Raw genomic sequence first — 22,143 nt, forward strand, 5'->3', positions numbered from 1 at the left:
AATCAATAGCATTTTTAACCACCCCACTTAAGATCTTCAGGAACATCCAACGGAGGTAATGGGCCAGGATCACTTGCCGCAAAGTTCTTCGCTTGCTTAAGTTGATACACATAAGCCAATAATTGAGCTACGGTTTTAAATAGCCCTTCAGGTATTTCATCACCTATCTCAGTATGATGATAAATGGCTCGAGCCAAGACTGGCGATTGTATCACAGGGATTTCATAGAAGTTTCCTACTTCCCTGATCTTTAATGCAATAACATCATGCCCTTTCGCAAGTAAAATGGGGGCAGCCTGTCCACCACTAGCATCATACTGTAAGGCAACAGAAAAGTGTGTAGGGTTAGTTATAATAACATCCGCTTTTGGCACATCGGACATCATACGCCTCATCGCCGCCTGTCTTTGCGCTTGGCGAATTTTGCCTTTTACTTCAGGATCCCCCTCTTGCTGCTTGTATTCATCTTTAACCTCTTGTTTGGTCATTTTTAACTTTTCGGCATGCGACCAGATCTGATACGGCACATCAATTGCCGCAATAAAAATAAGCGTCAAAGAAACAAAGATAAATGCCCATATTAAGATATCCACCCCATGAGCAAGCGCAAGGTCAATACTTTGAAATGTCAGCCCAAGCACTTCAACTAAATATAAATTCAAAACGATATAAGCAACGCCCATTACCAAGACAACCTTAGCAATCGACTTAAACAATTCAACTAACGATTGAGTCGAAAACATCCGCTTGATACCAGCGATAGGGTTCATTTTGCTTAATTTAGGCATCATTGGTTCCCAGGAAAAATTCAACCCTCCCATGGCAACACTACCAATAATACCCGCCACCGCAAGCACCCCCATAAGAAAGACGGTTGAATTACCAACACCTAACAGGGATTCATAGAGATGAAATATCATTCGACTAATTTCAAAAACATCTTTTCGATCAATAACAAAATTAAAGCTAAACACCCTCATTAAGTCATCGACTAACAAAGAACCAGTACCATAAATACTTACGGCGGCAACAATAAGCAAGGTTGCGGAGCTAAGGTCTTTGGATCGAGCTAAGTTACCTTTCTTTTTCGCATCACTTAGCTTTTTACTGGTAGCACTTTCGGTTTTTTCAGAACCGTCTTCATTTTCAGCCATTTAATCGAATCCCCCATACATTCTTCAACCAATCCGTCATTTCAGTAAAGAAGAGTTTATAAATATCTAAAAAATCTTCTAACATTACCCAAAAGAAGAACATTGAAAACAACATTATGACAGGGAAACCAAGCGCAAAAATATTCAGTTGAGGAGAGGCCTTCGCTACAATACCAAAAGACAAATTCATAATAAGCACAGCAATCGCTAAAGGCAGAACCATCAATAGCGCTTTCTCAAAAAGCCACCCCCCTAAAGTAGCCAAATCATAATATTTTTCACTAGCAAAGCCAGCCCCAACAGGCCAATAAGTAAAGCTCTCTACTAAGTACTCAAACATAACGTGATGACCATTCGTACCAATAAACGCCAAACCTGCCATGGAAAGATAATACTGACCTAATGTTGCGACTGATATACCGTTAGCTGGGTCATTAGACATGGCAAAACCAAGACCCGCTTTCATAGCGGCCAACTGTCCCGCCAATGAAAATATTTGAAACAACACAGTAACAACAAACCCAAGAACAACCCCTATTATTAATTGCTCAAAAATGAGAACAATCATTCCTGGAGAAATCGACTCATATTCAGGCATAGCAATAACAGGAGTGATAATAACGGAAAAAATAAAAGCGAAAGCTAATCTAACAGGGACACTAACAAGGTTGGAACCAATCAAAGGAAGCGCCATTAAAAAGGCACCTATACGGAAGAAAGGCAACAAAAAACTAAAGGTTAACTCAATTAATTGATCTGGATTTAACTCTAACATCACCCAATGATCATTGGAATATCAGTAAATAATTGAATAGTAAAATCGGTTAACTGCATAAGAATCCATGGTCCAAGATACATAATAACCCCAAGAGTTATAATAAACTTAGGAAGGAAGGAAAGAGTTTGCTCATTAATTTGAGTTGCCGCTTGAAAAACACTCACGACAAGACCTGCTACCAACCCTGGCACCATCAATGCTGTAACCAAAATAATTATCAGATAAAAGCCGCGACCATAAAGATCTAAAACAACCTGAGGATCCATAGTTAAATACCAAAACTTGCCGCTAATGTACCCATTATCATAGACCAACCGTCCACCATAACAAACAACATTATTTTAAATGGTAAAGAAATAATAACTGGCGAGAGCATCATCATACCCATTGCCATCAAAACACTGGCAACAACCAAGTCTACAATCAAAAAAGGGATAAAAATCATAAAGCCTATTTGAAAGGCGGTTTTAAGCTCACTTGTCACAAATGCAGGCATCAGTATTGTAAAAGGCAGAGTTTCGAGTGACTCTATTTGCCCCTCTTTACCCGCTAGCTTAACGAACAGAGCAATATCATCTTCTCGCGTTTGAGCCAGCATAAAATCTCTAATGGGGACAGATGCCGCCTGAACAGCGTCAAGCGAAGCGAGCTGATCATTTAAGTAAGGTTGTAACGCCTGATCATTAATACGATCCAAAGTAGGGGTCATTATAAAAAGCGTAAGAAATAACGCCATGCCTATTAAAACTTGGTTTGAAGGCGTTGATTGAAGACCAATTGCCTGCCTTAGAATAGACAATACAATTATGATTCGAGTAAAAGAAGACATCATTATTAACGCTGACGGCAATAAAGACAGCGCCGTCATTATAAATAGGATTTGCAAGGAGACGCTATAATCCTGTGAGCCATCGGGATTTGTCACGACAGTAACGGCCGGTAGACCAGACTCACTCAACCCATATACTGACCACAATGACAAAAATACCGTTACAATCCCTTTAAGCATGTTCACTCTCATTCACAGAGTTTTGATGCACATTCTCCTCTTCCAGTAAGTCATTAAAACTTGCTGTATCAGTAAATTCTTTAATCTTAGTAATTGAATTCGCCGTCACACCCAGCAACAACCTTTGGTTCTCCACCTCTACCATCACTAATTTTTCTTTAGACCCTAAAGATTGCACAGAAACGATTTTAATTGCAGATCGGCTGGTACCCAGCTGTAGAGATTGCAATTTCTTATAAGCAAAGAGCAGCACAGGGATTAAGACCAGAACAACACTTAACGAAAAAAACATTCGCCAAAGAGAGGAGGCTTCAGCAATTTCTGAAACACCCGTTGATGCCCCTCCAACTGGAACAAAAAAGAAACTACAGCTAACAACAAAGCATTTTATCAATAAAGAAAAAGGGCGCAAGGTTATTTCAATCTTCTAATACGTTCACTTGGGCTGACCACATCCGTTAAACGAATACCATAACGATCATTTACCACAACCACCTCACCATGAGCAATCAAAGTACCGTTAACCAGAACATCTAAAGGCTCTCCAGCAAAACGATCCAGCTCCACAACAGAACCTTGAGTTAATTGCAAAAGGTTACGAATAGCGATTTCAGTATTACCAAGCTCCATGGACAAAGTAACAGGAATATCCATGATTAAATCAAGATCAGACCCGAAATTTTGAGTAGATGGGACAGCAGAAGCAAGTTCTTCAAACTCGGCAGGCTTAACATCCTGCTCGGACATTGCCGCCGCCCATTCATCTTCTATTCCCTCACCTTCACCGGTTTCACCGGCTTCGGCCATGGCTTCAGCCCACTCATCGGCTAACGCTCCGTCCATACCTTCTTGATCAGGAGATTCTTCTGACATGCTATTCACTCATTATTTTACAATTTTAATACTATCAACCATTTGAACAGAGTATCTTTCATTACTCACCCCAAGTTTACCTCTAATTGTTGGTATCCCATTGGCTTTAACAATAACATGCTCTGGCATTTCTATTGGTATCACATCCCCAGCTTTGAACTTAACAACATCGGCTAAACTAATCTTTTTTTGAACGACCGTCGCGGTTAAATTTACATTAAGATCTTCAACATCTTGCCTTAACGATTTACCCCAACGCTCATCTTTTTCATCAACATCACTTTGTACGCCAGCGTCTAACAATTCTCGAACGGGCTCAATCATTGAATAAGGTAATGTGATATGCAATTCGCCACCACCACCATCTAACTCAATATGAAAAGTTGAAACAATAACAACCTCACTCGGGCTAACAATGTTCGCCATCGCGGGGTTTACTTCTGAACTGATGTATTCTAGTTCTAATTTTAAAACAGGAGCCCAAGCCTCTGTTAAATCAATAAAGACCTGTTCTAGCATTAATTGAACAATACGTATTTCTGTTGGCGTAAATTCACGACCTTCGATTTTCGCATGACGACCATCACCACCAAAGAAGTTATCAACTAATTTAAAAACAAGTTTTGCATCTAAAATAAATAAAGCCGTGCTTCTTAGCGGCCTGAATTTAACAAGATTAAGACTGGTCGGAACGTACAACGTATGCACATACTCTCCAAATTTCATAATCTGTAAACCGCCAGAAGAAACATCTGCTGTCCGACGCAGTAAGTTAAAAAGACTTATACGAGTATAGCGAGCAAAACGCTCATTAATCATTTCAAGAGTTGGCATCCTGCCTCGAACAATTCGCTCTTGACTCGTTATATCATAAGATGAAATCCCATTGGGATCCTTCGGTTCATCGTCTTCTGGCTTTTCATCCGCACCATGTAAGAGGGCATCTATTTCATCTTGAGATAATAAATCTTGTGCCGACATAATCGTTACTGCATCACAAAGTTAGTAAACAAAACATCTTCAACACCACCCGAGCCAGTTTCTTGAGTTAAAATTCCATTTATGGACTCGATCGAAGCGGTTTTTAAGGCTATCTTTCCTTCCAATGTCTGCAATTCATCGAAGTTCTGATTAGCAAAAAGCAACACTAGACTGTTTCTAATAAGAGGCATATGTATTTTTATTGCGTCAATTTGTACTTGATCACGAGACTTCACAGTAAGATTAAGCTGTAAGTATCGTTGTTTGTTCGCAACAATAAAATCAACAACGAATGCAGGGTCTAGCTCTAAATATATTGCAGGGCCAGTAACTGAAGCACCGGCATCACCACTCATTTCAGCACTTTCTTCCGCACTTGCACCTGACTCATCTTCTCCTCCTAAAAGGAAAAAAGCCGCCGCACCGCCGCCGCCAAGAACGAGCAAAAGAGCCACAACTATAATAATTAGCTTCTTTTTCCCTCCTTTTTTACCACCTTCTTCCCCAACATCTAATCCGTCTTCAGCCATTTTACACTCTCATAATGTTTCTATAGGGTTATTATCAATATAGTACCCTAAATTTTATTAGAAATACGGTCTGCGAACCAAGACTAATCATACTTTATATGAAATCAGATAGAAAAGTAGTCGCTAGGCATAAAAGTCGACTCCGGTCGCATTTATATAAGATGTGTTTACCTCTTCAATATCATCTAACTCGGCGCCAAGACCGGAATTTTTCGAAAGATTCCCCTCCCCTCCTTCTTCTTGATGTTGACCTTGTTGCTGACCTTGAGAAACATTAACATCTACTTTTGATAAATCTATACCCTGCTGAGCCAGCAATTCTCTCAATCTCTGTATTTGATTTTCTAATAAATCTCTTGCCTGAGGTGTAGCGGCACTAAATGACACACTCGCCCCATCACTATCTAAAGACACCTTTACAGTCAAGCTCCCTAATTCCGGTGGATCAAGGTGTATTTCAGCCGTTTGCATACCTTCTTTCATTATCCAACGAACTTTTTCCTGCATTTCTTGTGGCCAGTTAGGGTCATTCGGTAGAGCTGTCATTGTTAAAGACGACTGTGAAGACACCTGCACACCTTGGGAAGTAATAGTAAAAGCCGTTGAGCCACTTGCCGTTGAAAGCGGTGTCACTAATTTTGAATCTAGATTAGAGGCTTGTAGGCTGTCCATTTTTGATTCAAGAAGCGCTGATTTTTTCAAAAGTTCATTATCAATAAATTCACTAGAGATAAACTCATCTATTGATGGGTCAGCCTCCGGTTGCGGCAACTTATTTTCTAGAGGCAACTTAAACTCATTAGAAAATGGCATCGTTGTCTTATTGTCACTTTTTAAGGAGGTTACAAATAAGGGGGCACTTTCATCTTTTAGAGAGTCTGGATCTAGGCCAGAGGACACATGCTCAACAGTGTTCGAACTCTTAAATAAAGAATTCATGCCCTGAGCATGGATTACCCCTTCTTGATTTTGGTTAGCACCCTCTTTATCAACACCAACGGAATCAACGGATTGCTTGTTCATTTCCCCAAGAATCCAAGTTAAATTTACTGGGCCTAACTCATCCGCAGCACTGGTTTCTATATCACCGTCACTGGTGACCCCGGGCACAAGGTCATTTAACACGGACGCATCTATTTCACCATTATTGGCAAGTTGTAAAATTTGCTTAAGCTTGTCCTCTAAGGTTACATCATCACTTACAGGAGCAAGTGACTCCGTAATACCATCGTCGCTTAATGATAGAATAATTGAATCAACTTGCTCTTCGACAGTGTCAGTATTACCTAGGTTGAGATGTAGATTCTCCACCGCGCTAACGTTAAATAGGTTTTCTTCCGTTCCAGAGTGTTTTAGTGGCGAGCTTTCATTGTCATCAACATTTAGATCAATCGCCAATTCATTAATAGCGACCTTTCCATTATCAGATTCATTACTGTCAACCAACTCTGAATCTAAAGATAATATTGTATTTACATCATTAGAAAGTTGCTCAACAGATGCCGACTCTAAATTTGCAGATTCTTCTTCATTTATAGTAATTTGGACAAGATCGGATGACGACTGATTTGCTGCATATTCTTGATATGTAGGTAAAGCATTTCTAATGTTCCCAGATCCAACTTCCTTCTGAGGCGGTTCATCACGAGTATTAAGTGATTTTTTTTCAGTTTGATGCACATCTGAGTCAGTCTTAGGCAACGCATTGCCGCCATTAAGTTCGTCATTAGCCGCTTTACTATCCGCATTCTTATCAAATTTAGTATTCTGATCTTGATCATTTTCTAATTTGAGTTTGGGCGTTTTCTTCTCTGGATCGGCCATCCCTTCGGAACGACTCTCCCCAGTTGTCGAATTACCTTGATTGGCGTTTTTTTTGGTCACGGCCTCTTTATTTTCAATGCGATTGTGACTGGCCCGATCGAGAGCGTCAGCAAAACTAAGATCTCTGGCATTTGAATTAAATGCACGCGACTCACCCAATGATTGAGATACATTTTTTCGACTTGCTTCTGATGATACAAAATTATCTAATTGCGTTAGCATAGTGACCCCTCCAATACTACACGACTAATGAAGTAGCAAAATTAAGGCCAAAACACACTTTTTATAGGTGTTTAACTTATAAAGTCCATTTAAAAAGAATTGTCGTCTTGTTCCCTTTAGGTGAAACCGTCACTTCTTCACTCAAATATCTCACTAAATATAACCCTCTATTATAAGGAACGCCCTCTTGATTGGCTTCGATAGCAATTAAATCAGGGTTATATCCCTTTCCACTATCTTCAACAACAACAGTGACCGAGCGATCAATTAATGAGCGGTTTGCATGCATTTTAATTGACACAAAACCATTAGAAATCTCTTTTAAGCGCTTTTGTTTTTCCAAAAAATAGTTAGAAAAACCCTCAGGTGTTTTTTTAAGATCTGAGTTTAGTCCTAAAACCCCGTGCTCTAATGCATTTGAAAACAATTCTGAAACTATCATACATAACGGCTTTGAATGTTTCTGTAAACCTGGAATAAGCTCAGTAGAACGTAAAATAAAAGGCAATGGGTCAACACTCTGCAGAGCGGTTGAATCAAGAAAGTATTCAGACTCAATACAGCTTAGACAGTCTTTTGTTGCAGACTCTACTGAAAATGAAGAAATAGATGAGTAACTGAAAGACTGTGTTGAATCGACTACATGATCACAGTTCACCTCATAGGAAGGCAAGACGACATTAGCAGAATAACAAAGATGCGAAAAAGCAGCAGACTTGAAAAAAGACTCATCTTGCAATTCAAAGCGGTTATTTATCTGAACAACCACGACAGAAATGGAGAAGCCATTCTCAATTGAAAGGAAAATCGACTCATTTACCCAACGAGTTAACACTAAATTATCAGGAGGAAAAGAAAATAATATAAGCGATAGATGTGTCTTTGAAAGCCCTTTACAAATAGATTCAATTATACCTGAGTCCATCTCTACGTCGACACACAAGAGACTTACTGCAGCCAATTCAACCGAATTCAATTGATCTAGACAATTAAATACATCAACTTCATAACCATTACTTACAAGAAAAGCGTATAAAAACCTCATCTCAGCTGGAGATTCGCTGATTATTAATGCTTTAGGGAAGGAATGAGTCATTTGGTCTCAAGCAAATAAAAATCATATAAAGCACGAATACATCTACTTTTTAAAATAGACAAATGAGCACCATATAGAAATACTATCCACTTAACCCCCTGCTAAATAATGTAAAAATTATTATAGACCGAATGCCACTCGAACAATGTCAAAAATTGTTAACCATTCTCTTTTTCATTTTCAATGTGTTCAGAGTTAGGGGCTAAACTCAATACAGACCGTTGATGGGCATCAAAAAGAGGTCTTATAATCTCATCCGACATCTCTAAACAACTATTTATTAAATCAGTCTCAAAGTTATGAATGTATTCAAATGCCTTGTCTTTTCTTAACTCCGCCACACTGATTTCGGATTTAAATAAATCAATTGTTTTTTGCTCATCATCAGATAGCTCACTGAGTAATGAAATAACAGTGTCGACATCATGGTTAATGTCTTTGGCAATAGACTTCCTTTCAACTTCACCTTTAGATTGCTCCAAAAGAAGCGTTTTTAAAGTTATAGCCCGAACTTCATTTAAAAAGCGTGTCGACTCACTTAATGCACGACCACTCGCTTGCATTTCTTTATGAACAATTTGCAGCTTCTGTAAAATATTTTCATACCCCAACAAAACGGTGGATTCTAAATGCTCAGATAACTCAGATGAAATTCTAGACAGTCTTGTACGTAAATCATCCTCCCACACAGTGAATTCAGGCAGAAATGCACCCTCTCCGGTATGAGCAAGCGGAGGTTCTCTCTCTTCAGGATAATCCGACGTCACACCAGAATTAGCCGCAGCGGGGACGTGCAATGCACTCAGATCACTTAAGTCTTCAAAATCATCCAATTCTTCAAGATCATCCAATCCTTCAAATGCATCTAATTCAGTAACATTATGTACATAGGCTTCATGAGTATTTGATTTCAATATTGATAATCTAATATTTTCCAAACCACGACTTATTTCTGCTAGAGGCGATCGCCCTCTCCTTACTCTAATTGGTGTATTCCATACACCTTGCTCCATTAACTTAATTGATTTATGCACTACGCCTAATTCAACTTGATCTGAAATAAAGTCCAGTGTTAAAACACAACCACGACTTGCATCATTAAGAATAATAGGAGAATGCTCTAATTTATATAGGCCGTTCTCCAATAAAATTTTATGCTCAGATTCTTGCAACCAGATAAAACGAGATTCATCAATGTACTCACCAATCAAGCTAGAATCAGAATGTACATCTAACAGAGTCGATAAAGCGCCTTCGGACTCTTGCCATAGCCTGTAAAATGAGTCATTTATTTCTAGAATTTTATGCTCTTCGTCAATCAAAATACTAGGGATGGGTGAGCCTTGAAACACACACTCTAATTTCTCAGCTTTTGCCTTCAACTCTTTCATAGGAGACAGTTGATTCTCACCCAAAAATATCAATAACTCATTTATTTCAGCCATTTCATAGGTATTTACATAGCCTAAGCCTTCATCAAGATCCAAAGACATAAATTTTTTAATAGTCGATCGGATGCAAGCAAAGTCATCTTGAACTTTGCTCTTAAAAGTAGAGTAAAAGAGTGAAAGGCACAGAATCAAAAAAAGCAAAATAAACAATAACACCCAATCTAAATACAGGTCTGCCCTATAAACCAGTTCATCATCGTGCGCTTTTTCTAATGACAAATAGACGGTTTTACCTAACTCTCTGTTCTTAGCAACATACTCAAGAGACGTTTCATTGTTTCCTTCAAGTAAATGCTTAAAAAAAACAGCGTTAAAATCAAAATGGCGTTCAAATGATGACTGTTTAATAGATGTATGAACTAAGTCTGCCTTTCGAAATAGCTCATTTTTTGACATAACACCATTACTGAAATAGGCGGAAGCCTCATATTGGAGCTCATTTAGCAAAAAATTGATATTGGCCACCTGATCTCTAGATACTAACGCACTATTTGAAGATTGACTGGTATGATGAAAAAGGCTTGAGGCCACAAAAAAAACCAAAGCAACAAAAAACACTGTAAAAAAGCACAGTTTTGCATAGACATGGGTGATTTTGATTTTATTTTTCATCATATAATTTTCTTAATTGTCATTTAATAAAATAGACCACTTTATCTTGATTTTACTATCACATTGATTTCTTGATCATCATACCGAATCGACTTAAAGGCCGTTAGGGAGTTCCATAGTAACACTTTACTTCCGTTAATCATTACCGACTCTATGTCAAAACTAATTGAGGAAAAATAAATTGCAAAGTTTTTATCGGCCTCGTGAAAATAAACAAGGCTTCCTCGCTGAAGTTTTTTCGAGTCAAAATCACTTGTTAGGTTTTTAATGGGATAGATAACACCCTTGAACAAGGTAAAATAGCTCAACTGATTATCATTTTGCTTATTCAGTTCAAATACCTTATCTACTGTTATATTTTCAATTGAGCAATCAAGGTTACGCTCAACGGCGATTAAGGTACGATCATACCGCCCTAAAAAAGCAATCTGGCACGATTTCCCCTCATTACTAGCAACCTCGCTTAGCGCCTCAACTTTTGAAAAAACAGGAATTTGTAAAGGCGTAAACTCGCCCAGAACCTCTCCCTCCCTCGTGCTCCAAAAAGCCGCTAAGGTTGGTAGCATAGTGTTTTTTGAACTGAGCTTCCTGGCCGTTGTGGATTCACTAACGAAGTCACAAAGCAAACCAAATATTAGGCCGGCCTGCTCAATAAACACAATTTTTTTGTCTTCAGAGCTTTTCGTTTTGAATACTGATTTTTTCGGAGAAATTGACCAATCAATATGTTGAAATACCAAGATATCTAAACCGTCCAGATCATAATAAGAAGCACCACTTTGATCAGCCACAATATCACTCTGACAATGAGTAAAACCCAGGATTTGATATTTTGGAACCAGGTATCTTTTCTCTTTCAACGTTATAATCAACACATCTAGGTATAAAGAGTCGTATTCTAATAAAAAAAAGTTATTTAAATCGAAATGCGAAGCGTCTAAAGGCAAGCTAACCATTTTGCTTGTATCTAACTTGCCCGAAGTTAAAGAGCACGTCTCAGTATCGCTTTCAAATAAATAGGACAAGACCGAAAGATAAGACTCTCCATTAAAACGAAAATAAGAAATAAGCTGGTTTCCGTCGGCATAAGCTAGCTTGTCCTCTAAAAAAAACTCAACTTCTTTTTTAATACAAGTTGGAAAAAAAACATTAGCTAACTTTTGCTTAAAAAAAATATTGGAACCTGATTTAATTAAATCATCCATTTTAAAAGCGTACCTTAATCGATACGCCTCTATTTTTTGAGTTAAGTAATCGCAAAAGCCACCACTCACAGATGAAACTGCAGCACCACTGTCTTCATAAAGCTCGATAGAATCTATAATATCTTTATATATAAAGGTTTCTGCAGAGTGACTATCAAGCACTTTGCTCCAACCTAACAAGGGGTAGCGTTGCTGTATCCATTCTAATGAACAAAATGAATCCACTTCAATTTTTAGCTCTACACATTGATCTACATTCCCGACATCGTTCTTAACACTCGTCAGCCTAAATGCGGCAATATCATCATTTATTAGCATATTCGATATCGAAGGCGCCATATCAGAGCCGTCTTCCCTTAAAAAAGAGATGAAGGTTGAAAATTCTTTTTGTTGAGACTTATCTTGCTTTAATGAAACAAGTATCTGCTTTAGCGTTTCAACGAGTTCGTCTTGATGTTGAAGGTCTGCATCACATAATTTCTTGTAAAAATCCAGTAATGAAAGAGATTGACGAATACTGTCTAGAAGAAACAATATAAAAGCATCTGCACGGCTTCGGTGTGCAGAAAAAATAAATGAGGAAGCTAAAAGTAAAGATTTATTCGCTAGCAGCCAATCAAGCAGAGGGGAGCCTGCCACAGGAGAATGCTCTAATAAAGAGTAGATATTAAAAAAAGCCGATTTTAACACTTTAGTACGTTTGTGGGGCGGTGTTTCAATACCGATAACAAGTAACTCTAAGTCATCTAGAAGATAAAGTATTTTTTTTTCTAGTGACGTATCAAATGACATAAATCGTTGCCTTATGCACTACACTACGATTGCTTTGCTAAAATAAAGCGCTGCATTGCAAACTCATCGCTTTGAGACTGCTCTCTTTTATCCTCAATTAAGGCTTCAGAAGTAAGGTGCTTGTTTTTCAGCCAATCCATGCTCTCAGTTTTTCCTCTCGCTTTTACCCACTGATTCCTTACGAAATTAGATTCCTGCTCAACTCGAGCAATCTGCTGTTTTTGCTGCACAATGGCCTGCCCCAAACGATCAACAAAATGCTGATAATTAGTCGACAAAAACGCATTTAACCCTATAAGGTTTCTTTCAGAACGATACTGTTCTGAATACGCTTCCAGTTGAACTAATTTTTCTTTCTCAGATTCAACTTGAGCTTGCTGGACCGCCAACCGTTTAGCAACATCATTTTCCTTTTGCTTTGCTAAATTTACTAATATTTGCATTCGAGCGGACTTTTTCACACCAGCACTCCATTAATATACGTCATAGTCTTCATTAAAAACCACTAAGACAAGATGATCAAGTCATCGCCTTAACTAAGGCCTCAAGACTTTGATCAATAGTAAAACTTTCTTTCAGACCTTGCTGCAAAAAGCCTTTAATATTTGGCATTAACTTAATCGCTTGATCCGTATCAGGATCAGAACCTTTAACATAGGCACCAATGGCAATTAAATCTTGGTTTTGTTGATACTTTGAATAAAGCTGCTTCACTCTCATAGCACCACTCATATGCGCATCAGTCACAATGTGAGGCATTGCCCTTGAGATAGAGGCTTCAACGTCAATTGCAGGGTAATGACCCTCTTCTGCCAATCGCCGAGAAAGCACAATATGACCGTCAAGTATCGCTCTTGACGCATCGGCAATGGGGTCCTGTTGATCATCACCTTCCGTTAACACAGTGTAAAATGCGGTAATTGAGCCTCCTCCATCTTTGCCATTTCCAGCCCTCTCTACTAATTTTGGCAACTTAGAAAAAACAGAGGGCGGATACCCTTTTGTGGCCGGAGGTTCACCAACAGATAGAGCAATTTCACGTTGGGCCTGAGCATACCGAGTTAACGAATCCATTAATAGTAATACGTTTTTTCCTTGATCTCGATAATACTCAGCAATTCTGGTCGTAAGCACGGCGGCACGCAGACGCATTAAAGCGGAATCGTCGGCAGGAGAAGCAATCACCACGGAATGAGCCAGGCCCTCTTCACCTAGGATCTGCTCAATAAATTCTTTAACCTCCCTTCCCCTTTCACCTATTAAACCAACAATAGTGATATCCGCTTCAGTAAATCGAGTCATCATACCAAGCAGCATGCTCTTGCCAACACCACTCCCTGCAAACAGACCCAATCTCTGGCCTTTACCAACGGTTAAAAGGCTATTAATTGATTTAATTCCAACATCTAAAGGTTGTGAAATAGGTTTTCTTTGGAGCGGGTTAATGGTCGTAGTATGTAAACTAATATAGTCCTTTGCTCTGATAGGTCCTTTCCCATCCAAAGGTTTACCCAGCCCATTTATCACTCGACCTAATAACGCATCACCAACCGGAATCATGCTATCACCAAGAATTGGGCGAACTCGTGCTCCTGGAAGGATTCCATCGATGGCTTCTGTAGGCATTAAATAAGTGAGCTCACCCGTGAAGCCAACAACCTCAGATTCAACCCACCTATCTTTTTTTACTTGAACATCACAACAGTCACCCAAAGCGACTTTACAGCCAACCGCCTCCATTGTTAGCCCGACCATTCGAGTGATTCTACCTTCAAAAGTAGCTTTTAAAGGGCTAACACCAATTTGATCCAATTTTTTAAGACGTTCAGTGAGAGTCATTGGCGTCTCTATCAATATCAGATTCTGTATCAGCACCGATAACCGCGTCACCTTCTACATCCGCATTAACACCTAGATCAATGTCTGTATCTGAATCGACAGTCATCTCAGTATCGATCTGAGTATTAACCTGTTCAATTTCAGAAAAAATCTTTTCTAAACGACTTTCAATTGCACCATCAATAAAAAAGTTTTTTGATTCCAACACAAACCCACCTGGAAGCAAACTATCAAGAGGCTCTAGATACAAATTAAACCCTTTAAAGACCTGATAATCATTTAATAATTCTACGTCTTTAGGATTAAGAGAAAGTTTAATCTTTCCTTCATAGTCCTCAATGGAATCAAATATGGAGGCAAGCTGTGACTTAAGAATACGACTAGAGTGCTCACTTATTTCTAACTGAACAATATTATCCACCACTCTTTTAATGGTTTTATAGACAGTCTCTTCTATAATAGAACGCGTTGACTCTAAAGGCTTGGAGAGCTCTTCTACTAGTGTTTTTAGTACACTCTCTATTTGCTCAAATTGTGAGTTCGCCTGATCCTTAGCTTCATTATGCCCAGCGTCAAAACCTTCTGCCTTACCTATTTCATAACCTTCTACATGACCCGCGGTATAACCTTCTGCACGCCCCTGTTCAAAACCTTTCTCAGAACCCTCATCAAGGCCTTGAGAAAAGCCCTCATCATAAGCCGCCGAACGGATTTCTTCGAGCTGTGACGCCGTTAGAGGCTCATATACCAATTCATCATTATCCACTTCTTCATAAGTAACAGTGGCTTCCGTTTTTATAAGCAAACCACTTTTGGCTTCTTCTACCTTTTTATTGCTATCCTCTAAACACGGTAATTCCCAACGTTCGTAAGCCGTCAGTTTCTTTCCATTTTTATTTACATCATCACTCATTAATTAAACCATTGCCTCGCCGCCGCCGCCGAGAACAATCTCGCCGTTATCAGCAAGTCTTCGAGCAACAGCAAGAATTTCTTTTTGAGCAACCTCAACCTCACTGACTCGTACAGGGCCTTTAGCTTCTAGATCATCTTTTAGCATATCAGCCGCACGGGAAGACATATTTTTAAATACCTTCTCTTGCATATCTGGATCAGCCCCCTTCAGAGCTAGGATCAAGGTTTCAGATTCAACTTCACGGAGGATAACCTGAATCCCCCTATCATCCACTTCCATCAAGTTATCAAAGACAAACATCATATCCTGAATGGTATTCGCTAAATCTTCATCAACATCACGTATGGATTCCATTAAATCGGCTTCGACCGAGCTATCAATAAAGTTCATGATATTCGCTGCGGTTCTAACACCACCAATAGAAGTCGATTGGGTAGATTGATTACCAGAGAACTGCCTTTCAAGAATGTTGTTCAACTCTTGTAACGCGGCTGGTTGAACCGTTTCCAAAGACGCGACACGAAGTACAATATCCAATCGTACACGTTCATCAAAATTGGCCAAAATATCGGCCGCTTGATCTGGATCTAAATAAGAAATAACAATAGCTTGAATCTGAGGGTGCTCGTAGCGAATAACATCAGCAACCGCACGTGGCTCCATCCATTTAAGCGTATCAAGCCCTGTGGTATTGCCACCTAGTAAAATACGATCAATTAGGCTATTTGCTTTCTCATCACCTAACGCTTCTTTTAACATATTCCTGATGTAGCCGTCAGCACCCAAACCTAAACCGGTTTGATCACCTACTAACACCAGAAAATCATCTAATACTTTTTCGACTTGATGACGTTGGACATTCGCTAATTGAGCCATTGCTTGACCAATTTTCTGAACTTCTTTGGGTCCCATATGTTTTAGAATTTGAGCTGCATCGGACTCACCTAATGACATTAGTAAAACAGCTGCTTTTTGAACAGACGATAAATCAGAACCTTGATCTGCTTCACTCATTTATTCTTCCAATACCCATTGTTTAACAACTTGAGCAACTCGCTCTGGCTCTTCCGCTATTAGACCTCGAATAGCATTTAATTGCCTTTCTATTTTTTCTGGAGATCCTGGAACCATAACATCTTCAGCACTCACCAATGACACTTGATCATCAGATATTTCGTCTGTTTCATCTGCGAAAATAGAGGCTTCAGTATCTTCAGCAACAGCAATTTTATTTTGCTCTCCAAGCGATTTAAGAATGGGCCTAACAACAATTAACAGCAGTAATAAAACAAAGAAACCAACCAAGACAGGCTGCAATAAATTCAGGAACCAAGTTTGCTGATAAAAAGGAATTTCTTCTGCTTGTTCAGGCGGCTCAGGTAACGCAAAAGGCGTGTTAACAACATTGATACTGTCTCCCCGACTGGGGTCAAAACCAACAGAGTCACGTACCAATAAAGTCAAACGTTGAAGCTCATTATCACTCCAGGGTGTTCTTACTACCCCTGACGTTTCTGGGTCAATTGACGCAATATCATCAACAACCACAGCGACAGAAAGGCGCCTAATCGTGCCTTGCTGACGAACCGTATAACTGATACTTCGATCTAACTCAAAGTTTCGAGTCGTTTCTTGTCTGGATTGCCCAGGAGTTTGCGAATTATCACCACCTACGTTCGCTCCATTCACATCAGCCACTTCGGGAGCGTTAATAGCTCCTGGAGGTTGATTTGTTAAGGCTCCAGGAACACCTGAATTGGCTACTCCAGCACGGTTTTCCTTCAATGTCTGCTCACTTCTAAGAGCCAACAAATCAGGGTTAAACTGTTCGTCCGTTTGCTCAACAGAAGTAAAGTCAACATCCGCTGATACTTCAGCCTTAAAGCGACCAGCACCAACAACTGGGTTCAATATATTGTTTACGCGGCTTAGCAATACATCTTCAACTTTTCGAGTGTAGTCAAACTGCTTACCGGCTATAGAGAGTTCCGAGTCTTGATCTTTTTGACTTAACAAAGTGCCTCGTTGATCCACAACCGTCACGTCTTTGTGATTTAATTGAGAAATACTTGAAGACACTAGATTTACAATGGCATCAACCTGACTCGAATCTAATCGGCGTCCTGGATAAAGTTCTAAAAAAACAGAAGCTGACGGTTTGCGTGTGTCACGTACAAAGACGGACTCTTTTGGAATAGCCAGGTGAACTCTGGCTGATTTAATGCTTTGCAGGCTAGTGATTGTCCGACTTAGCTCTCCCTCGAGACCACGCCGGTAACGGGCATTTTCAACAAATTGAGAAGTACCAAGAGCTTGCTCTTGATCCATAATCTCCATACCTATGATATTGTCATTAACAATACCAGAGCCCGCCAGTTTCAGCCTTGCTAGATGATAAGAATCCGATTCAACTAACAGTGCACCGGTGTTCTCATCCAATTTAAATGGAATATTATTAATGGTCAAAAGTTCAACAATTTGATCCGCATTATAATCCGTTATACTGCTTAAAACTGGTTTATATTCGGTGCCATTACTCCACAGCACGGCCGCCAGACCTATTGCTATAGACGCAGCTAAGCCGACCATTAAAGCCAACTGCCTTATTACAGTTAGTTTATTAAAGCCAGTAAGCAATTCTACATAGAGCTTTTGATCTGATTGAGCCGAAACATTATCCATTTAAGAGAGCCAATGATTATTAAACTTAAATAGGCATGTTCATAATTTTTTCGTATGCATCAACAAGCTTATTTCTGACTTGAGTCATCGCTTCAAAAGAAACACTCGACTTTTGAAGACCGATCATTACTTGAGGTAGGTCTACACCTTCAACCCCTCGCTCATAAGACTGAGCCAAATTTTTCGACTCAGCTTGTAGAGTATTTACATTATCGACTGCATTTTTCAGCATTGCCGAAAAGTCAGCCCGCTCAATACCATTTTCAACACCGGCGATGTCCCCTACTTTATTTATAGGGTTAGTAATTGACGCGGGTTGTTGAATTTGTGAGCGCATGTCTCTCATTTGAGACAAAACCTGATTTATGTCTGGCCTGTTTGTGACCATAGCACCCATCCTAAAAAATTACCTATTAAAGCAGCTTAGCACAAAGATGATAGAAATATGATATAAAATCAATCAACTTCTAAACCGCACTCTCTCATTTTTGCAATTTTATACCGTAATGTTCTTGGGCTAATACCCAGTTTCTCAGCCACCTCTTTTCTTTTTCCGTTACTGTCGATTAACGCTTGAGCAATAATTCTGAATTCATGTTGTTGTACACCTTGCCCAAGAATTGACGCCGCATTATCGTCTATATCTTCGTTCTCAGACAAGTCATCCGCGCTAATAGCATCAAAAACAATCTGTGGCGCTTCTATCTTATCATCCATTGATAAAATTAACGCTCGCTGAATGACATTTTCTAATTCCCTAACGTTACCTGGCCATGGGTGTGACTCGAGTTTACTTTGCGCTTCAAGAGTCATAACCGGCTGTGGTATACGCATTTTCAACGCGTATTTTTCTAACATCATTTTGGCAATAGGCAAAATATCGGCTTTACGCTCTCTAATTGGTGGCCATTTCAGAGGAAAGACATTTAATCTGTAGTACAGATCTTCCCGGAAACCGCCTTCTTTAACGTATTCAGCAAGATCTCGGTTTGTGGTGGCCAAAATCCGAATATTCAAAGGAATAGGCTTTTTGCCTCCCAACCTTTCAACCTCATTTTCTTGAATAACGCGTAAAAGCTTAGCCTGCAAGCCGATATCCATTTCCGTAATTTCATCAAGTAAAATGGTTCCTCCATTTGCTTGTTCAAACTTTCCTGCTTGGGAAGTCACCGCACCAGTGTACGCGCCTTTTTCATAACCAAATAAAAGCGCTTCGAGCATATTTTCAGGGATAGCGGCACAATTTAAGGCGACAAAAGGCTCATCAGCTCGAGTAGAGTTTTGATGTATAAAACTGGCTAAAACCTCCTTCCCTGTCCCACTTTCACCACTGATTAAAACGGTTGAATCCGTTTTAGCAACGCGCTTAGCAAGGTTAAGTAAACTAATACTGGCTTTATCAATCGCTATTGGTTGATTGTTTTTTCCACTCGATTTTCTTTTCGTATGCTTCATTACGACAGACACAAGCTCATTGGCTTGAAAAGGCTTTAACAAATAGTCTACAGCACCGTCTCTCATGGCCTCTACCGCTTTGGATATGTCGCCATAAGCCGTCATAAGCATAATAGGCATATCAGGGTAATGATCCACTACGTGTTTAAGTAAATGATAGCCATCAACACCTGGTAAATTAATGTCTGATATCACCATATCAAACGGTCTATGCTTGAGCATAACGATAGCATCTTCAGCATTGTAAGCCACTTTGCACTCATAATTCTCTAGCATTAACGTATCTTCTAAGGCTTCCGCTAACGCTTTATCGTCTTCAACTATTAATAATTGCACTTCTGACATTTTATACCCTTATTAATGGCAGACGAACCAATGCGGTTGTCCCTTGCCCTAACTCACTAAAGAGTTCAAATTGACCATGATGGGCCCTTGATATGGCTTTCACCACCATAATCCCTAACCCCGTTCCATTTTGTTTAGTCGTAATGAACCCCTGATGTATTTTTTGTAACAAATCAGGAGACATGCCTACCCCGGAGTCAATACAATAAATACTCAAAAACGCGTCTTTAATCTCTATTTTTACTTTAACAACGCCACCTTCATCTTGTGCATCAATACCATTATTAATTAAATTCAATAATGCGCCTATCAAGGTATCTTTATTACATTGTAAAAGATATTCCGGTAATAGTTTAGGCAGATCAAACTCTAATTGGGCATTCTTTTGCTGGCAAACCTCAATGGCAGCCGCATTAAACTCTTTTAAAAACACGAGCACATTAAGCTTTGAGTCTAAACGAACGTCGCTTTTAGAAAAGACCAACATATCTCTGATTTGCCTTTCCATATGCTGCAATCGTCCCATTAGCTTAACCGAGAACTTCAACCTATTTTCTAGACTTATATTCTCTTTCTGTAAATGTCCTGCATATAACGTCGCTGTCGAAAGAGGTGTCCTTATCTGGTGAGCTAAAGCGGCAACCATGGTTCCCATGTTTGACAACCTTTCATGATGAGCCAGTTGCTTTTGCAGTTTATGCGTTTCTGTGAGATCAACAAATACGACCAGTTGACCTGGAACATCACCAAGAGATGATGTTTCAACACGAACACGCCTCCCACTAACCATAGAAACTTCATAACCATCATCCTGTTTAGGGGAAAAACTTTCAGAGACGACTTTTGACCAGGACTCCCCAACTAGTGGAGAGGAAAAGAGTTGCGATGCGGCACTATTAGCCATCACAATCATGCCATCAGAACTCAGCAACAGAACGCCTACAGGCATAGATTCAAACAGCTGTTGGAATTGGCGCAGTAATAATTGATTCTTTTTCTCTTCTTTGGCCTTCTCCTGCTCTGCAAACGCCAATCGTTCAGATAGAACCTCAGCTTGCTTCTGCAAATCATTATAGGAATTGGCCAAGACTTCTGATGACAACAAAAACTCATCAAAAGCCGCTTTTAAAACGGCTATTTCTTCATCTTTTGTCACTAAAACTCCGATTTATCAATATTGTAACGTCGCATTTTTTCAATCAAAGTTGTACGTTGTATCTGCAGGTTTTGGGCCGCTTTAGAAACGACTCCGTTTGCGACTAAAAGAGCCTGTCGAATAAGAAGTGATTCAAGCCGCTTAACATGCAAGTTTAAATCAACCGCATTTATCGCAGGTAATTTAGATAATCGTGATATTTTTTGCAGAATGGGCTTCAGCTCTTCATATTGCCAAGGAAGAGGTAAATACCAAGACGTAGGCGCTGACAAATTAACCTCATCAGAAGACCGCAAGCAAATAACGGGAATTAAGGAGTTGATATAAAAATCATTTAACGATCCTATGATTACAAAATTAGGATCATCGGCAATGTTATCACCGGCAATAATACCCACTCCAATAAAATTTAATAATAAAGTGACATCACGCTCTTCAGACGCTGTTAAGCCATAAATTAGTGCTTTCATCTACGCTCCTGTTCATTAATAAACAATATAAACGCATGACCTTAGAATTGAGACATGAAACTACGACAAAACAGCGTCCAAAATTAAATCAAACCTAGCATCAGATGACTCATAAGTTTGATAATAGTCCAATTCACCTAAAAACGGTGCATCAACTAGTGCCTTTAATGTTTGCAGATTTTCTTTATAACAAGACATGGCACCCTGAGCGCTGTTAGCAATCCATCCAGAGAGAGCTAAGCCATCATTTTTTATAGACTCAATTGTTAACAATGTATGATTAATGCAGCCTAATTTCATATTTACAACTAGGATCACAGGCAAACCTAACGATTTCGCTAAATCAGACATCAACTCCCTATCATTTAATGGCACTTTCCAGCCTCCAGCGCCCTCGATTAAAGCGAAGTCATGGGGGGTCAATAAAGATCCCTTTATAAAACCATCCAGACGACTCACTGTAATTAGCTTACTCTCTCTTTGAGCCGCAATATGAGGTGCAATTGCCGGCTCAAAGACAATGGGATTTACTTGAGAGTAGTGCATATTCACTGAAGACGCTTTTTGAATCATTAAAGCATCATCATTTACGAGTTCATCATCGACTTGGGCTGCGCCCGCGGCAATTGGCTTTAATCCAAAACTTTTAATATCCCTTCGCGCCGCCGCCTTTAAAAGACCAACCGTAACATAGGTTTTACCCGCATCCGTATCTGTACCCGTTACAAAAAAACGTTTTTTACTATTTTTCAT

At 39.4% G+C, this 22,143-nt stretch carries 22 protein-coding genes; all 22 read right to left on the reverse strand.

The annotated features are described in order from the left end of the window. Window positions 1-14: 14 nt before the first annotated feature. The 22 genes from flhB to bioD all read right to left on the reverse strand — a co-directional run bounded on the left by flhB (window position 15) and on the right by bioD (window position 22,143). On the reverse strand, window positions 15-1,154 hold the full coding sequence (gene flhB, locus IEZ33_RS14220; protein WP_191600689.1) for a flagellar biosynthesis protein FlhB: 1,140 nt from the start codon (window positions 1,152-1,154) through the stop codon (window positions 15-17). After that, window positions 1,147-1,929: a flagellar biosynthetic protein FliR gene (gene fliR / locus IEZ33_RS14225; protein ID WP_191600690.1), complete on the reverse strand. Its 783-nt coding sequence runs from the start codon at window positions 1,927-1,929 to the stop codon at window positions 1,147-1,149. Before fliR ends, flhB begins: the two co-directional genes overlap by 8 nt. Next, window positions 1,929-2,198 (reverse strand): flagellar biosynthesis protein FliQ, encoded by a 270-nt coding sequence (fliQ, locus tag IEZ33_RS14230; protein ID WP_191600691.1) that lies wholly within the window; start codon window positions 2,196-2,198, stop codon window positions 1,929-1,931. The genes fliR and fliQ overlap by 1 nt, the downstream gene beginning before the upstream one ends. Before the next feature lie 2 nt (window positions 2,199-2,200). Then, window positions 2,201-2,941 (reverse strand): flagellar type III secretion system pore protein FliP, encoded by a 741-nt coding sequence (gene fliP, locus IEZ33_RS14235; RefSeq protein WP_191600692.1) that lies wholly within the window; start codon window positions 2,939-2,941, stop codon window positions 2,201-2,203. After that, on the reverse strand, window positions 2,934-3,353 hold the full coding sequence (fliO, locus tag IEZ33_RS14240; protein ID WP_240009544.1) for a flagellar biosynthetic protein FliO: 420 nt from the start codon (window positions 3,351-3,353) through the stop codon (window positions 2,934-2,936). The genes fliP and fliO overlap by 8 nt, the downstream gene beginning before the upstream one ends. A 2-nt stretch (window positions 3,354-3,355) precedes the next feature. Continuing rightward, window positions 3,356-3,814, reverse strand: coding sequence for a flagellar motor switch protein FliN (gene fliN, locus IEZ33_RS14245; protein WP_191600693.1), 459 nt, complete (start codon window positions 3,812-3,814; stop codon window positions 3,356-3,358). A gap of 12 nt (window positions 3,815-3,826) precedes the next feature. After that, a complete protein-coding gene (fliM, locus tag IEZ33_RS14250) occupies window positions 3,827-4,795 on the reverse strand; it encodes a flagellar motor switch protein FliM (protein WP_191600694.1) in 969 nt (322 codons plus the stop codon). A 5-nt stretch (window positions 4,796-4,800) separates the two neighbouring features. Further along, complete coding sequence (locus IEZ33_RS14255; RefSeq protein ID WP_191600695.1) at window positions 4,801-5,325, reverse strand: flagellar basal body-associated FliL family protein; 525 nt, start codon at window positions 5,323-5,325, stop codon at window positions 4,801-4,803. A gap of 123 nt (window positions 5,326-5,448) precedes the next feature. Then, complete coding sequence (locus tag IEZ33_RS14260; protein WP_191600696.1) at window positions 5,449-7,371, reverse strand: flagellar hook-length control protein FliK; 1,923 nt, start codon at window positions 7,369-7,371, stop codon at window positions 5,449-5,451. Between the two features lie 76 nt (window positions 7,372-7,447). After that, window positions 7,448-8,467: an ATP-binding protein gene (locus IEZ33_RS14265; protein ID WP_191600697.1), complete on the reverse strand. Its 1,020-nt coding sequence runs from the start codon at window positions 8,465-8,467 to the stop codon at window positions 7,448-7,450. A gap of 158 nt (window positions 8,468-8,625) precedes the next feature. Continuing rightward, complete coding sequence (locus IEZ33_RS14270; protein ID WP_191600698.1) at window positions 8,626-10,533, reverse strand: hypothetical protein; 1,908 nt, start codon at window positions 10,531-10,533, stop codon at window positions 8,626-8,628. A 38-nt stretch (window positions 10,534-10,571) separates the two neighbouring features. Next, window positions 10,572-12,527, reverse strand: a complete 1,956-nt coding sequence (locus tag IEZ33_RS14275) for a hypothetical protein (RefSeq protein WP_191600699.1) — start codon at window positions 12,525-12,527, stop codon at window positions 10,572-10,574. Window positions 12,528-12,550: 23 nt separating this feature from the next. Continuing rightward, a complete protein-coding gene (gene fliJ, locus IEZ33_RS14280; RefSeq protein WP_191600700.1) occupies window positions 12,551-12,988 on the reverse strand; it encodes a flagellar export protein FliJ in 438 nt (145 codons plus the stop codon). 58 nt (window positions 12,989-13,046) lie between these two features. Next, on the reverse strand, window positions 13,047-14,366 hold the full coding sequence (fliI, locus tag IEZ33_RS14285; protein WP_191600701.1) for a flagellar protein export ATPase FliI: 1,320 nt from the start codon (window positions 14,364-14,366) through the stop codon (window positions 13,047-13,049). Continuing rightward, window positions 14,353-15,279, reverse strand: coding sequence for a FliH/SctL family protein (locus IEZ33_RS14290; RefSeq protein ID WP_191600702.1), 927 nt, complete (start codon window positions 15,277-15,279; stop codon window positions 14,353-14,355). The genes fliI and IEZ33_RS14290 overlap by 14 nt, the downstream gene beginning before the upstream one ends. Before the next feature lie 3 nt (window positions 15,280-15,282). Further along, window positions 15,283-16,296 (reverse strand): flagellar motor switch protein FliG, encoded by a 1,014-nt coding sequence (gene fliG, locus IEZ33_RS14295; RefSeq protein ID WP_191600703.1) that lies wholly within the window; start codon window positions 16,294-16,296, stop codon window positions 15,283-15,285. Continuing rightward, window positions 16,297-17,964 carry a flagellar basal-body MS-ring/collar protein FliF gene (gene fliF / locus IEZ33_RS14300; protein ID WP_191600704.1) on the reverse strand — a complete coding sequence of 556 codons (1,668 nt, stop codon included), beginning with the start codon at window positions 17,962-17,964 and terminating at the stop codon, window positions 16,297-16,299. Window positions 17,965-17,989: 25 nt separating this feature from the next. Beyond that, window positions 17,990-18,352: a flagellar hook-basal body complex protein FliE gene (gene fliE / locus IEZ33_RS14305; protein WP_191600705.1), complete on the reverse strand. Its 363-nt coding sequence runs from the start codon at window positions 18,350-18,352 to the stop codon at window positions 17,990-17,992. A 68-nt stretch (window positions 18,353-18,420) separates the two neighbouring features. After that, window positions 18,421-19,764, reverse strand: coding sequence for a sigma-54-dependent transcriptional regulator (locus IEZ33_RS14310; RefSeq protein ID WP_191600706.1), 1,344 nt, complete (start codon window positions 19,762-19,764; stop codon window positions 18,421-18,423). A gap of 1 nt (window position 19,765) precedes the next feature. Then, the gene (locus IEZ33_RS14315) at window positions 19,766-20,920 is read right to left on the reverse strand and encodes a sensor histidine kinase (protein ID WP_191600707.1); all 1,155 of its coding nucleotides are present in this window, start codon (window positions 20,918-20,920) and stop codon (window positions 19,766-19,768) included. After that, window positions 20,920-21,390, reverse strand: coding sequence for a helix-turn-helix domain-containing protein (locus IEZ33_RS14320; RefSeq protein ID WP_191600708.1), 471 nt, complete (start codon window positions 21,388-21,390; stop codon window positions 20,920-20,922). The genes IEZ33_RS14315 and IEZ33_RS14320 overlap by 1 nt, the downstream gene beginning before the upstream one ends. A 60-nt stretch (window positions 21,391-21,450) precedes the next feature. After that, window positions 21,451-22,143 carry a dethiobiotin synthase gene (gene bioD / locus IEZ33_RS14325; RefSeq protein WP_191600709.1) on the reverse strand — a complete coding sequence of 231 codons (693 nt, stop codon included), beginning with the start codon at window positions 22,141-22,143 and terminating at the stop codon, window positions 21,451-21,453.

Origin of the sequence: Marinomonas algicola (assembly GCF_014805825.1) — a bacterium.
Taxonomy (GTDB): domain Bacteria; phylum Pseudomonadota; class Gammaproteobacteria; order Pseudomonadales; family Marinomonadaceae; genus Marinomonas; species Marinomonas algicola.

Excerpts from the sequence above, each read along its gene's own strand:
- flhB (WP_191600689.1), bottom strand. The coding sequence starts at position 1,154 with ATGGCTGAAAATGAAGACGGTTCTGAAAAAACCGAAAGTGCTACCAGT.
- fliR (WP_191600690.1), bottom strand. The coding sequence starts at position 1,929 with ATGTTAGAGTTAAATCCAGATCAATTAATTGAGTTAACCTTTAGTTTT.
- fliQ (WP_191600691.1), bottom strand. The coding sequence starts at position 2,198 with ATGGATCCTCAGGTTGTTTTAGATCTTTATGGTCGCGGCTTTTATCTG.
- fliP (WP_191600692.1), bottom strand. The coding sequence starts at position 2,941 with ATGCTTAAAGGGATTGTAACGGTATTTTTGTCATTGTGGTCAGTATAT.
- fliN (WP_191600693.1), bottom strand. The coding sequence starts at position 3,814 with ATGTCAGAAGAATCTCCTGATCAAGAAGGTATGGACGGAGCGTTAGCC.
- fliM (WP_191600694.1), bottom strand. The coding sequence starts at position 4,795 with ATGTCGGCACAAGATTTATTATCTCAAGATGAAATAGATGCCCTCTTA.
- IEZ33_RS14255 (WP_191600695.1), bottom strand. The coding sequence starts at position 5,325 with ATGGCTGAAGACGGATTAGATGTTGGGGAAGAAGGTGGTAAAAAAGGA.
- IEZ33_RS14260 (WP_191600696.1), bottom strand. The coding sequence starts at position 7,371 with ATGCTAACGCAATTAGATAATTTTGTATCATCAGAAGCAAGTCGAAAA.
- IEZ33_RS14265 (WP_191600697.1), bottom strand. The coding sequence starts at position 8,467 with ATGACTCATTCCTTCCCTAAAGCATTAATAATCAGCGAATCTCCAGCT.
- IEZ33_RS14270 (WP_191600698.1), bottom strand. The coding sequence starts at position 10,533 with ATGATGAAAAATAAAATCAAAATCACCCATGTCTATGCAAAACTGTGC.
- IEZ33_RS14275 (WP_191600699.1), bottom strand. The coding sequence starts at position 12,527 with ATGTCATTTGATACGTCACTAGAAAAAAAAATACTTTATCTTCTAGAT.
- fliI (WP_191600701.1), bottom strand. The coding sequence starts at position 14,366 with ATGACTCTCACTGAACGTCTTAAAAAATTGGATCAAATTGGTGTTAGC.
- IEZ33_RS14290 (WP_191600702.1), bottom strand. The coding sequence starts at position 15,279 with ATGAGTGATGATGTAAATAAAAATGGAAAGAAACTGACGGCTTACGAA.
- fliG (WP_191600703.1), bottom strand. The coding sequence starts at position 16,296 with ATGAGTGAAGCAGATCAAGGTTCTGATTTATCGTCTGTTCAAAAAGCA.
- fliF (WP_191600704.1), bottom strand. The coding sequence starts at position 17,964 with ATGGATAATGTTTCGGCTCAATCAGATCAAAAGCTCTATGTAGAATTG.
- fliE (WP_191600705.1), bottom strand. The coding sequence starts at position 18,352 with ATGGTCACAAACAGGCCAGACATAAATCAGGTTTTGTCTCAAATGAGA.
- IEZ33_RS14310 (WP_191600706.1), bottom strand. The coding sequence starts at position 19,764 with ATGTCAGAAGTGCAATTATTAATAGTTGAAGACGATAAAGCGTTAGCG.
- IEZ33_RS14320 (WP_191600708.1), bottom strand. The coding sequence starts at position 21,390 with ATGAAAGCACTAATTTATGGCTTAACAGCGTCTGAAGAGCGTGATGTC.
- bioD (WP_191600709.1), bottom strand. The coding sequence starts at position 22,143 with ATGAAAAATAGTAAAAAACGTTTTTTTGTAACGGGTACAGATACGGAT.